Annotated in this window: 4 protein-coding genes and 1 pseudogene; 1 reads left to right on the top strand and 4 read right to left on the bottom strand. The window is 75.4% G+C overall.

Annotated elements, in window-relative coordinates:
* Positions 1-2,936 (top strand): type I polyketide synthase (locus tag ACSNN9_RS17825; RefSeq protein WP_436674463.1); only part of this gene is annotated, 2,936 nt, incomplete at its 5' end.
* A gap of 359 nt (positions 2,937-3,295) precedes the next feature.
* On the opposite strand, the gene ACSNN9_RS17830 is transcribed toward ACSNN9_RS17825, so the two are convergent.
* From ACSNN9_RS17830 to ACSNN9_RS17845, 4 genes and pseudogenes are all read right to left on the bottom strand, one after another.
* Complete coding sequence (locus tag ACSNN9_RS17830) at positions 3,296-3,541, bottom strand: ferredoxin (protein WP_436674465.1); 246 nt, start codon at positions 3,539-3,541, stop codon at positions 3,296-3,298.
* Positions 3,542-3,628: 87 nt separating this feature from the next.
* Complete coding sequence (locus ACSNN9_RS17835; protein WP_436674467.1) at positions 3,629-4,504, bottom strand: FG-GAP repeat domain-containing protein; 876 nt, start codon at positions 4,502-4,504, stop codon at positions 3,629-3,631.
* A 192-nt stretch (positions 4,505-4,696) separates the two neighbouring features.
* Positions 4,697-5,893 (bottom strand): alpha-hydroxy acid oxidase, encoded by a 1,197-nt coding sequence (locus ACSNN9_RS17840; RefSeq protein WP_436674469.1) that lies wholly within the window; start codon positions 5,891-5,893, stop codon positions 4,697-4,699.
* A gap of 57 nt (positions 5,894-5,950) precedes the next feature.
* Positions 5,951-15,181, bottom strand: a pseudogene (locus ACSNN9_RS17845) (type I polyketide synthase); the annotation flags it as partial.
* Positions 15,182-15,232 lie beyond the last annotated feature (51 nt).

Genomic DNA, 15,232 nt, shown 5'->3' on the forward strand with positions numbered 1-15,232 from the left:
TCTCCACCGTCACCGGCCAACCCCTCACCCCCACCCCCGAGCACTGGGTCAACCAGGTCCGCGACACCGTCCGCTTCCACGACACCATCACCACCCTCACCACCACCTGCAACGTCCACACCTACCTCGAAATCGGCCCCGACACCGTCCTCACCACCGCCGCCACCACCGACACCACCACCGCCATCGCCACCACCCGCCGCGGACAACCCGAAACCCACACCCTCACCAAGGCCGTCGGGCAGCTCTTCACCACCGGCACCGCCTTCGACACCGACGCCTACTTCGCCGGCGCGCGCTCCGTCGAGCTGCCGACGTACCCGTTCCAGCACCAGCGGTACTGGCTACTCACCGACGACGCCCCCGCCAGCGCCGGCGGGCTCGGGCTCGGTGCCGCCGACCACCCGCTGCTCGGCGCGGTGCTCGGGCTCGCCGACTCCGAGCGGACCGTGCTCACCGGCCGGCTCTCCGTGCGCGAGCAGCCCTGGCTCGCCGACCACGCCGTCCTGGGCACCGTCCTGCTGCCGGGCGCCGCGTTCGTCGAACTCGCGCGGCGGGCCGCCGAGCACGTCGACCTCGACCGCATCGAGGAGCTGACCCTGCACGCGCCGCTGGTGCTGCCCACCGACGGCGCGGTGCGGATACAGGTGGAGATCGGGGAACCCGACGAGGCCGGGCGCCGGCCGCTGCGGGTGCACTCCCGACGCGAGGACGCACCCGACGGCGAGCCGTGGACGCAGCACGCGAGCGGCCTGCTCGACGCCGCCGCGGAGCCCGACACCGGCTGGGCCGGTGAGTGGCCACCCGCCGACGCCGTCCCCGCCCCGGTCGAGGACCTGTACGACCGCATCGCCGACCTCGGCATCGACTACGGCCCCGCCTTCCGGGGACTGGTGGCGGCCTGGCGCCGCGGCGACGAACTGCTCGCGGAGGTCGCGCTCCCCGCCGACGCGCCCACGGGCCGCTTCGGACTGCACCCGGCGCTGCTGGACGCGGCCCTGCACCCGATCTCCCTGGCCACCGGGACCGACGGCCCGCTGCGCCTGCCGTTCAGCTGGCACGGCGTACGGGTGTCGACCACCGGCGCGACGGCCCTGCGGGTGCGGATCACGCCCACCGCCGGGGACGCGTACGCCCTGGCGCTCGCCGACGGCACCGGCACGCCGGTGGCCACGGTCGAGTCGCTGGTCGCGCGCCCGGTGACGATCGAGCAGCTGCACGCCGCCGCCGGCCCGAACGGGCTGCACCGGCTGGACTGGGTGCCGGTTCCCCGGCCCGTGGCCCCCGCCGGTGCCTTCGACGTGTTCCAGGTCGGCACCGGCACGGACGCCGAGACGGTACGGGCCGCCGTGCACGACGCGCTCGCGGCGGTCCAGGAGTGGCTGCCCGGCGACCGCTCCCCGCTGGTGTTCGTGTCCCGGGGCGCCACCGACGGCACGAACCCGGCCGCCGCGGCGGTCTGGGGCCTGGTCCGCTCCGCGCAGACCGAGCACCCCGACCGCTTCGTCCTCGTCGACACCGACGACCCGGCCCTCGTCGGCGCGGCCGTCGCGACCGGGGAACCGCAGGTGGCCGTCCGCGCCGGCGTGCCGACCGTGCCGCGACTCGCGGCGTTCGCGGCCAACTCGGACCGCCGGCTGTTCGACCCGGCGGGCACCGTGCTCGTCACCGGCGGCACCGGAGCACTGGGCGCCGCGCTGGCCCGCCACCTGGTCACCGCGCACGGTGCGCGGCACCTCGTGCTGACCTCCCGCCGCGGGCCGGCCGCGCCGGGCGCCGCGGAGCTGACGGCCGAGCTGGAGTCGCTGGGCGCCAGGATCACCGTCGCCGCCTGCGACGCCGCCGACCGGGCCGCGCTGGCGGAGCTCCTGACGTCCCTGCCCGACCTGGCCGGCGTCGTGCACGCGGCGGGCGTGCTGGACGACGGTACGGTCGAGTCGCTCACGCCGGAACGGGTGGACACGGTGCTGCGGGCGAAGGTCGACGCCGCGCTCAACCTGCACGAGTTGGCCGGCGACGTCGAGCTGTTCGTGCTGTTCTCCTCGGCGACCGGGGTGCTGGGCACGGCCGGCCAGGCGAACTACGCGGCGGCGAACGCCTACCTGGACGCGCTCGCCGCGCACCGCCGGGCGGCCGGCCTCGCGGCGACGTCGCTGGCCTGGGGCCTGTGGCGCAGCGGTGGCGCGATGACCGGTGGGCTGACCGAGGCCGACCTCGCCCGCATCGGGCGCAGCGGCGTGCTGGCGCACTCCGTCGAGGAGGGGCTCGCCCTCTTCGACGCGGCCTGCCGCACGGACGAGCCGTGCCTGGTCCCGATCAAGCTGGACGTGGGTGCCCTGCGTACGAGCACGACGGCGCCGCCCCCGCTGCGGTCCTTCGCCCGCCCCCGCCGCGCCGCCTCGGCCGGCACCGGGGTGCCGCTGTCCCGCCGGCTCGCCGGGCTCACCGAGCCGGAACAGCGCGAGGTGCTGCTGGCCCTGGTACGCACGAACGTGGCCGCGGTGCTGGCCCACGAGTCGGTGGAGACCATCGCGGCGGACCAGGCGTTCAAGCAGCTGGGCTTCGACTCGCTGACGGCGGTGGAGCTGCGCAACCGGCTCAACCAGGCCACCGGGCTGCGGATGCCGGCGACGCTGACGTTCGACCACCCCACGCCCGCCGCGCTCGTCGAGCACCTGATCGAGGAGCTGGGCGGCAACCAGGCGAAGCTGCGGTTGCGCACCCTCGTCGACGGCATCGCGCGGCTGGAGGCGACGCTGGACGAGCTGGAGACGACGGACGGGGCGGAGACGGACGTCGCCACGGCCCTGCAACGGCTCCTGACGAAGTGGCGCGACAAGGCCACCCCGGCGGCGCCGGCCCAGAGCGCCGACCTCGCCTCCGTCACCGCGGACGACCTGTTCGACATCCTCGACAACGAACTGGACATCGTCTGACCCGTCGGGGGGTGCGCGGTGGGGCCGACGGTCCCGCCGCGCACGCTGTCGAGCTGCCCCGTCCGCACGACCGGCGTCCCCCGGGTTAGCGCGGCCCGGTCCAGGCGACCGGCGTCCCCGGGTGAGCGCGGCCCCGTCCGTGCGGCCAGCGCCCCCGGGTGGCGCGCTCCGGCTCGGCGTGGGGGCAGCTCGACAGGTCGCGTCGAGCCGGCCCGGGGCGGCGGCGCGAGCGACAGCTGGGGCGGTAACCGCCCGGTGGGCTACCCGGACCGACCGCGGCCGGAAACGAAGAAGGGCCGCCTACGGCGGCCTGTGGTGGGCGTCGGCCCGCCGGGTGCTGCCACCCGACGGGCCGGCCGTCACCGTCCCGGGGCGATCTGCGTCCCGGTCTGCACGTCGAACACCGAGATGGCCTCCACCGGGCAGAAGTCGGCGGCCTCGGTCACCAGGTCGGACGGCGCCACCACGTCGGCCAGCGGCCGGGAGACCGGGTCCATCGCGAAGTGCTCCGGCGCGCTGCCGACGCAGAAGCCCGAGCTGATGCAGCGTTTCGAGTCCACCACCAGCCGCCATCCGGCCTGGTCGCCGGCTTCGTTCTCGCTCACCACTGCCCCTCTCGTCGGACATCCACTGTGCGGGGTCGCCGGGCCACGCGCGGCGGCCCGCTCGGCCGTGGCGCGAGCTGGCCCACGTCAGCTCACCACCGAGTACTTCTGCCAGCCGGTCGCGACGACCTCCGGCGCGGACAGCGTCGCGAACGGCCGGTCCGGGTCGAACGTGCCGTTGTGCAGGTGGACGACGAGCGTGCCGTCGGCGCGCAGGCCCAGCAGGTCCGGCCGGCCGTCGAGGTCGATGTCGGTCACCGTGATGATCTCGAACTCCTGCCAGCCACGGCTGAGCGTGAACCAGCGGCCCTCACCCCGCCACCACGGGCCCTCGCCGGAGGTGTCGTGCGCGAACTCGTACAGGTCGAGGTCGCCGTTCGCCCGGCGGACCAGCAGGTCGGGCCGGCCGGTGCCGGTGAAGTCGGCCATCGCCAGCGGGAAGTCCTCGACGTCGACGGTCACCAGGCGGTGCGCGGTGCGGTCGTACGTCTCGTTCTGCTTGACCTGCCGCTGGTTGAAGAACGCGTCCACGTGGCCCGCGTCCTGCTCGCGGCCGAACATGTCGTCGCAGCCGTCCAGGTCCACGTCCGCGATGCCCAGGGTCTCCCACTTCTTGTCGTCACGCGCCCCGGAGATGCGGATCGGCTCGCCGAGGGTGTCGAGACCGTTCAGCCCACCCCTGTTCGGGTAGAGGAAGATCCCGTGCGTGTCGTTCATATGGCTCATGCTCACGCCGATGACGTCGGCGTAGCCGTTGCCGTTGACGTCGATGGGACGGACCAGCCCGTGGTTGCGGTGCGGGTGGAAGCCGGTGCTGATCAGCACCGGCTCGCCGAAGGTCTCGCTACCACGGAAGGTGCCGCTGTGCGGGAAGACCAACAGCTCGCCCGTGACGTCGTCACGGACCATGATGTCCATCCTCCCGTCCCCGTTGAACGAACGGCAGTGACCATTCCCGCCCATGCGTGCCACTAATAACCTCCACGTACGCCCCGAAATACGACAGTCCGATCATTGCCAAGGGGGTCCGCAGGGAGTAACCCCTACCGACACCCCTCACCCCCCGCGAAGAAGTCGCCACGGCCGGCCACCATTCGCGCCTGCGCGACGGTCCATCCGGGGGAAGTCGAGGAACCGCGAACCCGCTGCGGGCAGTCAGCGGAACCTGACGTGCGAGCGGTTCAGCTCGCCCACCGAGGAGACCCCGAGCAGCTTCATGGTGACCTCGATCTCCCGGCTCAGGATCTCCATGGCGCGCACGACGCCACGACGGCCGCCGGCCATCAACCCGTACTGGTAGGCCCGGCCGACCACGGCGGCGGTGGCACCCAGCGCGATCGCGGCCACGATGTCCGCGCCCGAGGTGATGCCGGTGTCGACGAGCACCTCCACCCGGTCGCCGACCTCGTCGACCACGTGCGGCAGCAGCTCGACGGGCACCGGCGCCCGGTCGAGCTTGCGGCCCCCGTGCGTGGACAGCCACACCCCGTCGACCCCGACCTCCGCGACCCGCTTCGCGTCGGCGACGCTCTGCACGCCCTTGGCGACGAGCTTGCCCGACCAGGCGCCGCGCAACCACTCGACGTCCTCGATGGACAGCCGGGGGTTGAACACCCGCTTGATCATGTCGGACGCGGATCCGCCGGTCGCCTTGAGCACCTGCGGCGACGGGGTGCCGGCTCGCCACTGCCGCATCCACCAGCCCGGGTGCATGAACGCCTCGGCGATGGTGCCGACGCTCATCGACGGCGGGATGGTGAGCCCGTTGCGGATGTCGCGGCGGCGCGGCACGGAGATCGGCGTGTCCAGGGTCAGCAGGATGGTGTCGAACTTCGCCTCCTCGGCGAGCGCGATCAGCTCCTTGACCATCGCCCGGTCCTCGGCGAAGTACAGCTGGAACCAGTGCCGCCCCTCCGGCGCGGCGGCGGCGACGTCCGCCAGCGAGGTGGTGGCGAGGGTGGAGACCGAGTACGGAATGCCGAACTGCTGCGCCACCGAGGCCACGGCGGGCTCCCCCTCGGCGTGCATCACCCGGTTGAACCCGACGGGCGCCAGGGCGAACGGCAGCTTCTGCCGCTTGCCCAGCACCACGCGGCTGGTGTCGAGGGCGGACACGTCGCGCAGCACCGACGGCTGGAACTCGATGTTGGCGAACGTCTCCCGGGCGCGGCTGAGACTGCGCTCGCTGTCGGCCGCCCCGTCGCAGTAGTCGAACACCATCCGGGGCACGGCCCTGCGGGCGACGGCACGCAGGTCGGCGATGCCCGCCGCGCGCAGCAGCCGGCGTTCCGTCGGGTTCCACGCCACCTTGGGCGGCTTGATGAGGGTGCTCATCCGAGCGGACTTGCTCATGGGGGCTTCCTTCCGTGAGGGGTGCCGAGGGGCCGCTCTCGTCGTGGGGGGGGTCTGCTACGCGACGAGGGCCCGCTGGGCAAGCAGTTCCTCGACCACCTCGGCAGGCGTCGGGTGGTCGTAGACGAGCGCGGCGGTCAGCTCCAGCCCGGTGAGGGCCTCGAGCCGACGCCGCAGCTCCACGGCGGTGAGCGAGGAGAAGCCGATGTCCAGGAACTCCTGGTTCTCGTCGACCGTGGCGGCTGACGGCAGACCGAGCGTGTACGCGGTCTGGGCCCGCACCACGTGGGACAGCACCGTGCGGGTCTCGGCCTCGTCGGCGCCGTCGAGCAGCCGGCGCAACGCCTCGGGGCTGTCGACGTCGAGCGTGTCGTCGGCGGTCTCGGTGATGTGGCGCATCGCGTCCGGCAGGTCCCGCAGCAGCGGGCTCGGCCGGTACCGGGTGTAGTCGGGCGCGAACGAGGCCCAGTCCACGGCGGCGGCGACCCGGCCGACCGCGCCCGCGCCCACCGCCGCGCCGAACTGCTCGACGGTGAGGTCCGGGCCGACCGCGATCGACACCGCCCCGTCGCGCTGCTGGGCGATCGCGTCGAACACGGCCGCCGTCTCGGCGGCGCCGGCGACCCCGAACAGCTCGTCGGTCGTCTGCACCAGCACGAGCCGCTCCGCCCGGGCGGCGAGGGCGGTCGTGACCGGGTCGTCCGCGTCGCTGGTGACGACCACCGTCTCGGCGGCCCCGGTGGTGACCGTCGCGCCCGCCGCCTCCAGCAGGGCGGCGATCCGGTCCGCCAGCGGCCCGCCGTGCACCGCCACCGTGCCTGCCGGCCGCCACGGCTCACCGGCCGGCGCGGGGGCCGCGACGAGGCGGCGGGCGAAGACGCCCGCCGGGCGCAGCGCCACCTGGTCCTCGCCCGCGCCCCGGGTGAGCACCCGGCACAGGGCGGTCAGCGTCCGGTCGTCGAGCGCCTCCGGCAGGTCGACGACCCCGCCCCAGGCCCGGGGCGTGGTGAAGGCGGTGGAGCGGCCGAAGCCGTACGCCCCCGCCCCGTCCAGGTCGGTGATCCGCTCGGCGGGGGTGACCGCGACCGCGCCCCGGGTGAGGCACCACACGGGGGTGTCGACGCGGGCCTCGTCGAGGGCCCGGAGCAGCCCGGCCGGGCCGGGGCCGGTGGACGTCGTCAGCACCCCCGCGGCGACGTGCTCCGGCACCAGGTCGAGCAGCTCGTCCGCCGTGCCGTCGCGGTACAGGCGCACGTCGGCGCCGTGCCGGGTCATCGCCTCGGCGATCCGTCCGGCGTCCGCCGGCACCAGCCACACGCCCCGCAGCGCGGCCACCGGCAGCTCCGTGACCGGGGACCACCGCAGCTGGTAGCCCGGCGCGGGCCCGCGCCGCCACGACGACAGCGCCACCGCCACGTCCTTCAGGGACGCGGTGTCGTCCAGGCCCAGCAGCGTGCCCAGGTCGGCGCGCTCGACGGCGGCCCAGAAGTCGTCGGTCGGCGCGGCCACGGCGGGCGCGTCCGGCCACAGGCGGGTGCGCTGGAAGGCGTACGTGGGCAGGTCGACCGGGCGCGCGCCGGCGAAGAAGGCCGGCCAGTCGACGGGCACGCCGCGGTTGTGCAGGCGGGCGAGCGCCTCGGTCACCACCCGCGGTCCGTCCCGGTCGGCGCGCTGCGCGGGCACGAACTCGCCGTCCGCCACGCACTCCCGGCCGAGCGCGGTGAGCACCGCGTCGGGGCCCAGTTCGAGGAAGGTGCGTACGCCGCGTGCCGCCAGCGCCTCGACCGCCGTGGCGAACCGCACCGTCGCCCGCACCTGGCGTACCCAGTACTCCGGCGTCAGCTCGGCGAGCTCGCCGGTGACCGTGGAGAGCACGGGGATCGCCGGCGGGTGGTGGGTGACGGACTCGGCGACCGCCCGGAACTCGGCCAGCATGGGATCCATCAGCGGCGAGTGGAACGCGTGCGACACGGTGAGCTGCTTGGTCTTGTGGCCGCCGCGGGCCAGTTCCTCGGCGGCCGCCAGGGTCGCGGCCTCCTCGCCGGAGAGCACGACCGAGGCGGGGCCGTTGACCGCGGCGACCGCCACGGCGTCGGAGAGCAGCGGGGCGACGTCGTCCTCGGTGGCGCGTACGGCCACCATCGCGCCCCCGGCCGGCAGCGCCTGCATCAGTCGGCCGCGGGCGGCCACCAGCCGGGCGGCGTCGGCCAGCGTGAGGACGCCCGCCACGTGCGCCGCCGCCAACTCACCGATCGAGTGCCCCGCCACGAAGTCCGGCCGCACACCCCACGACTCGAACAACCGGAACAGCGCCACCTCCACCGCGAACAACGCCGGCTGCGCCCACCCCGTCTGGTGCACCTCGTCGGTGCCCAGCACCTGGCGCAACGGCCGCTCCAGGTGCCCGTCCAACTCACCGCACACCTCGTCGAACGCCGCCGCGAACACCGGGAACGCCAGCAGCCCCTCCGCCATCGCGACCCGCTGCGCCCCCTGACCGGTGAAGAGCACGGCGGTCGCTCCGGCGGTGTCGGCGACCCCGCCGACCACCCCGGGGGCGTTCTCGCCACGGGCCAGCGCGGCCAGCCCGGCGCGCAGCTCGGCCAGGTCCCGGCCCAGCACGGCCGCCCGGTGCCGCAGGGCGGTGCGCGTGGTGGCGAGCGAGAAGCCGACGTCCACGGCCGGGACGTCGTCGGTGAGGTGGGCGGCGAGCCGGGCCGCCTGGTCGCGCAGCGCGGCCTGGTCCCGGCCGGACACCACCAGGGGCACCACCGGCACCCGGGCCGTCGAGTCCACCACCACCGGCTCGGGCGCCTGTTCGATGATCGCGTGCGCGTTGGTGCCGGAGATGCCGAACGAGGAGACGCCGGCGCGGCGCGGCCGTCCCGTCTCCGGCCAGGGCACCGCCCCGGTCAGCAGCCGGACGGCCCCGTCCTCCCAGTCCACGTGCGGCGACGGGGCGTCGACGTGCAGGGTCGGCGGCAGCACGCCGTGCCGGATCGCCTCCACCATCTTGATCACCCCGGCGACGCCGGCGGCGGCCTGGGTGTGGCCGATGTTCGACTTGATCGAGCCGACCCAGAGCGGGTGTTCGCCCCGGTCGCGGCCGTACGTCGCGATGAGCGACCGGGCCTCGATCGGGTCGCCCAGGGTGGTGCCGGTGCCGTGCGCCTCGACGGCGTCCACGTCGGACGGGCGCAGCCCCGCGTCGGCGAGCGCCTGGTTGACCAGGCGCTGCTGGGACGGCCCGTTCGGCGCGGTCATGCCGTTGCTCGCGCCGTCCTGGTTGACGGCGGTGCTGCGTACGACGGCGAGCACCGGGTGGCCGTTGCGGCGCGCGTCGGAGAGCCGTTCGAGCACCAGCACCCCGACGCCCTCCCCCCAGCCGGTGCCGTCGGCGCCGGCGGCGAAGGACTTGCACCGGCCGTCCGGGGCCAGCGCCCGCTGGCGGCTGAAGTCGATGAACGCGTTGGGCGTGGCGAGCACGGTCACGCCACCGGCCAGGGCGAGCGAGCACTCGCCCCGGCGCAGCGACTGGGCTGCCAGGTGCAGGGTGACCAGCGACGACGAGCACGCCGTGTCGACGGTGACCGCCGGCCCCTCCAGCCCCAGCGCGTACGACACCCGGCCGGACACCACGCCGCCGGCGACGCCGGTGCCGATGAAGCCGTCGAGCTCCGGGGGCAGGTGCTGCAGGTGCGCGCTGTAGTCGTGGTACATCAGGCCGGCGAACACCCCGGTGCGGCTGCCGCGCAGGGCGGTGGGATCGATGCCGGCCCGCTCGACGGCCTCCCACGAGGTCTCCAGGAACAGCCGCTGCTGCGGGTCCATGGCCAGGGCCTCGCGGCGGGAGATGCCGAAGAACTCGGCGTCGAACCAGGCCGCGTCGTAGAGGAACGCGCCCTCCCCGCAGTAGGTGCGGCCGGGCTTGTCCGGGTCCGGGTCGACGAGGTTGTCGATGTCCCAGCCACGGTCGGTCGGGAAGCCGGCCACCGCGTCGACGCCCCCCGCCACCAGGTCCCACAGCTTCTCCGGGGAGGTGGCGCCGCCGGGGAAGCGGCAGCCCATGCCGACGATCGCGATCGGGTCGTCGGTGGCGTCGGACGAGGCCACGACCACGGCGGCGGCCGACCCTCCGGCGAAGAGTTCCGCGTCCAGGTGCTCGGCCAGCACCGTCGGGTTCGGGTAGTCGAAGACCAGCGTGACGGGCAGCCGCAGGCCGACCACCGCGTTCAGGCGGTTGCGGAACTCGACGGCGGTGAGCGAGTCGAAGCCCAGCTCCTTGAACGCCTTCGTCGCGCCGACCGCCTCGGCGCCGCCGTGCCCGAGCACGACCGCGACCTGCGCACGGACGATGTCGACCAGCTCCTTGCGGCGCTCGGCCGGGCCGCGGCCGGCGAGGGTCGCGACCAGGTCGGAGGCCGCCGCGGCGTCGGCGGAGACCTGGCGGCGCGCCGGGGTGCGGACCAGGCCGCGCAGCACCGGGGGCAGCACGCCGCCGGTCGCCTGCTCCCGCAGCGCGGCGAGGTCCAGGTGGATCGGCACGAGGGCGGCCTCCGGCGCGCAGAGCGCCTCGTCGAACAGCGCGAGCCCGTCCTCGGTGGAGAGCGGCCGGACGCCGGAGCGCCGCATCCGGGCGAGGTCGGCGTCGTCGAGGGCGCCGGTGAGGCCGGTGCGCTGCGCCCACATGCCCCACGCCAGCGACACCGCGGGCAGGCCCCGGGCGCGCCGGTGCGCGGCGAACGCGTCGACGAACGCGTTGGCCGCCGCGTAGTTGCCCTGGCCGGGGCCGCCGAGGACGCCCGCGGCCGAGGAGAACACGACGAAGGCGCTCACGTCGCCGGCCAGCTCGTGCAGGTTGACGAGCGCGTCGACCTTGGGGCGCAGCGCGGTCGCGATCCGCTCCGGCGTGAGCGACGGGATCATCCCGTCGTCCAGGACCCCGGCGGTGTGCACGACCGCCGTGGGCGGGTGCTCCGCGACGAGCGCGGCCAGCGCCTCGCGGTCGGCGGCGTCGCAGGCCGCGACCGTCACGTGGACGCCCTGGGCGGTCAGCTCCTCGTGCAGCGTCCGCAGGTCCCCGGTCATGCCACGGCGGCCGGCGAGCACGAGCCGACGGACGCCGTGCCGCGCGACGAGGTGCCGGGCGACGATTCCGCCGAGCGTGCCCGACGCCCCCGTGACGAGGACGGTGCCGGTGATCTCCGGTGCCGGGCCCGGCTGCCCGGACGCCTTGGCGAGGCGAGGGACGAGGACCTCGGTGCCGCGCAGGGCGAGCTGCGGCTCGCCCGAGCGCAGCGCGGGCACAAGGTTCGCCGCCCACTGCCCGCCCGCGACGTCGACGAGGACGATCCGGCCGGGGTTCTCGGACTGGGCCGAGCGCAGCAGGCCCCACACGGCGGCGAGCGCGGGCTCGGTCGCGTCCGTGGCCCCCTCGGTCAGGACGACCAGGCGGGCCGCGGCGAACCGGTCGTCGGCGAGCCACTCCTGGGCGGCGGCGAGTGTGCGCTCGACCGCCCGGTACGTGGCCGCGACGAGGTCGCCGCCGTCCCGGCTGACCGGGAGGACCACGTAGTCGGGGACCTCGGCGATCGCGGCGAGGCTGTCGTACGCGGTGGCGCCGGGCAGCTCGCCGCCCACGACCGCCACCGTGGCGGAACCGCCGTCGCCCACCGGGGCCGGCACCCAGTCGAGCACGTGCATCGCCTGGTGACGCGGGTTGGTCAGTTCGGCGAGCGCGCCCGCGGGCAGGCGGCGGACGGCCAGCGCGTCGATCGTGGCGACCGGCGCGCCCGCGTGGTCGGCGACGGTCACCGCGACGGCGTTCGGGCCCGCCGGCCGGATGGCGACCCGGAGCCGGGCGGCGCCGGTGGCGTGCAGGGTCACCCCGTGCCAGGCGAACGGCAGCCAGGGCCCGCCCTCGCCGTCGTCGGAGGTGAACACGCCCAGGCCGAGCGGGTGCAGCGCCGCGTCGAGCACCGCGGGGTGCAGGCCGAAGCCCGCGACCTTCGCCGCCTCCGGGGCGGTGACCTCGGCGAACACCTCGTCGCCCCGCCGCCACACCGAGCCCAGTCCGCCGAAGGCGGGGCCGTACGTCACGTCGAGCGAGGCGAACCGGTCGTACAGCTCGCCGGTGTCCAGGGCCTCGGCGCCCTCGGGCGGCCAGACGCCCGCCGGGGCCGCCGCGCGGGCGTCGGCGCCGGAGGTCCCGGTGCCCAGGCTGCCGGTGGCGTGCCGGGTCCACGGGCCGTCGCCGTCGGGCCGCGAGTGGACGGTCAGCCGGCGGGCGCCGTCCGGGCCGGGCTCGCCGACGCGGAGCTGGACCTGCACCGCGCCCCGCTCCGGCACCACCAGGGGCGCCTCGAGCGTCAGCTCCTCGACCTCGGTGGCGCCCACCTCGTCGCCCGCCCGGATCGCGAGTTCGACGAAGGCCGTGCCGGGCAGGAGGATCCGGCCCGCCACCCGGTGGTCGGCGAGCCACGGGTGCGCCGCGGTCGACAGCCGGCCGGTGAGCAGCACCCCGTCCGCGCCGGCGAGCGAGACGGTCGCGCCGAGCAGCGGATGCCCGGTGGAGCCCAGGCCGAGGCCGGTCGCGTCGACCGGGCCGCCCGCGCCGCTGGGCCAGTAGGTCCGGTGCTGGAAGGCGTACGTCGGCAGGGCGACCGGCCGGGCGGGGGCGGTGACCAGCGTGGCCCAGTCGGGCTGCACGCCACGGGTGTGCGCCTGCCCCAGCGACAGCAGGAACCGGCGCAGGCCGCCCTCGTCGCGGCGCAGGGTGCCGACGACCGAGCCGCCGCCCGCCTCGTCGAGCAGGTCCTGCACGGCGGGTACGAGCACCGGGTGCGAGCTGACCTCGACGAAGGAGTCGATCCCGTCGGCGATCAGGCCGCGTACGGTCTGCTCGAACTCGACGGTCTGCCGCAGGTTGCGGTACCAGTACTCGGCGACCAGCTCGGCGGTGTCGATCAGCTCGCCGGTGACGGTCGAGTAGAGCGGGACGTCGCTGGTGCGGGGTCGCACGGCGGCGAGGACCCGCAGCAGCTCGTCGCGCATCGACTCCACGTGCGCGGAGTGCGAGGCGTAGTCGACGTCGATGCGCCGCGCGCGGACCTCGTCGCGCTCGCACTCGGCCAGCAGCTCGTCGAGCGCCTCGGGCGCGCCGGAGACGACCACGGTGGACGGCCCGTTCACGGCGGCGACCGAGAGCCCGGGACGCAGGCGCCGGGCGAGCTTCGCCACCGGCTCCGACACGGACACCATGCCGCCCCGCCCGGCGAGGTCCACGGCGATCAGCTGGCTGCGCCGGGTCACCACCAGGGCGGCGTCGTCCAGGGAGAGCGCGCCGGCCACGCAGGCGGCGGCGATCTCGCCCTGGGAGTGCCCGACGACGGCGGCGGGCTCGACCCCGTGCGAGCGCCACAGCGCCGCCAGGGAGACCATCATCGCGAACAGCGCGGGCTGGACGACGTCGACCCGGTCCAGGGAGGCGGCGCCCGGGACGCCGCGCAGCACGTCGAGCAGCGACCAGTCGGTGTGCCGGTCCACGGCGGTGGCGCACTCCGCCATCCGGGCGGCGAAGACGGGCGAGGTGTCCAGCAGCTCGGCGGCCATGCCCAGCCACTGCGAGCCCTGGCCGGGGAAGAGGAACGCGGTGCGGTCGCCGACGTCGGCGAGCCCGGTGACGAGGTTGCGGGCGGCGCCGCCGTCGGCGAGCGCGTCGAGCGCGGCGGACAGCTCCGCCCGGTCCCCGACGAGGACGGCGCGGTGCGGGAGGCGGGCGCGGGTGGTGGCGAGCGCGTACGCGACGTCGTGCGCGGCGAGGTCGTCGGCCAGGTGCTCGCGCAGCCGTACCGCCTGGTCGCGCAGCGCCGTCTCGGTCCGGGCCGACAGCACCCACGTGGTGGGGCCCCCGGCCGGCGCGGCGTCACCGGGGGTCTCGGTCGGCGCGGCCTCGGCGGCCGGCGGCTCCTCGATCAGCACATGGGCGTTGGTGCCGGAGATGCCGAACGACGAGACGCCCGCGCGCCGCGGGTTCTCGCCCCGCGGCCACCGCACCGGCTCGCTGAGCAGCTGGACCGCGCCGTCGGCCCAGTCCACGTGGTGCGACGGCTTGTCGACGTGCAGGGTGCGGGGCAGCTCCTCGTGCCGCAGCGCCATGACCATCTTGATGACGCCCGCGACGCCGGCGGCGGCCTGGGTGTGCCCGAGGTTCGACTTCACCGAGCCGAGCCAGAGCGGCCGGTCGCGCTCCTGACCGTAGGTGGCGATGAGCGACTGGGCCTCGATCGGGTCGCCCAGCGTGGTGCCCGTGCCGTGCGCCTCCACCGCGTCCACGTCGGCCGTGGTGAGCCCGGCGTTGGCCAGCGCGGCGCGGATGACCCGCTGCTGCGACGGCCCGTTCGGCGCGGTGAGGCCGTTCGACGCGCCGTCCTGGTTGACCGCCGAGCCGCGCACCACCGCCAGGACGCGGTGCCCGTTGCGGCGCGCGTCCGACAGCTTCTCCAGCACGAGTACGCCGACACCCTCGCCGAACGCCGTGCCGTCCGCCGCCGAGGCGAACGCCTTGATCCGCCCGTCCGGGGCGAGCCCCTTCTGGCTGGAGAACTCGACGAACGTGCCGGGCGTGGAGATGACGCAGGTGCCGCCGGCCAGCGCGAGGTCGCAGTCGCCGCTGCGCAGCGCGTGCGCGGCCACGTGCACCGCCACCAGGGACGACGAGCAGGCCGTGTCCACGGTGACGGCCGGGCCCTCCAGCCCCAGCACGTACGACACCCGGCCGGACACGACGCTGCCCGCGACGCCGGTCATCGTGTAGCCGATCAGCGCGTCGACGTCGCGCTGCATGGCGTTCAGGTACTCGACGCTGTTCGCGCCGACGAAGACGCCGGTCCGGCTGCCCCGCAGCGAGTGCGGGTCGATCCCGGCGTGCTCGAACGCCTCCCACGACGTCTCCAGCATCAGCCGCTGCTGCGGGTCCATCGCGAGCGCCTCGCGGGGGCTGATGCCGAAGAAGCCCGCGTCGAAGTCGGTGGCGTCCGGGATGAAGCCGCCCCGCCGCACGTAGCTGGTGCCGGTGCCGCTGTCCGGGTCGAACAGGTCGTCCAGGTCCCAGCCCCGGTTGGTGGGGAAGTCGGTGATGCCGTCCCCGCCGGACGACACCAGCTCCCACAGGTCGTCGGCGGAGCGTACGCCGCCGGGGAAGCGGCAGCCGATGCCGACGATCGCGATCGGCTCCCGCTCCGTGGCGGTCCGCAGCTTCCGCCGCGTCTCGTGCAGGTCGGCCGTCACGCGCCGGAGGTACTCGACAAGCTGCTCTTCGTTCGCCATCAGTAAGCCCTC

Source organism: Micromonospora sp. URMC 107 (assembly GCF_051386315.1).
Classification (GTDB): domain Bacteria; phylum Actinomycetota; class Actinomycetes; order Mycobacteriales; family Micromonosporaceae; genus Micromonospora.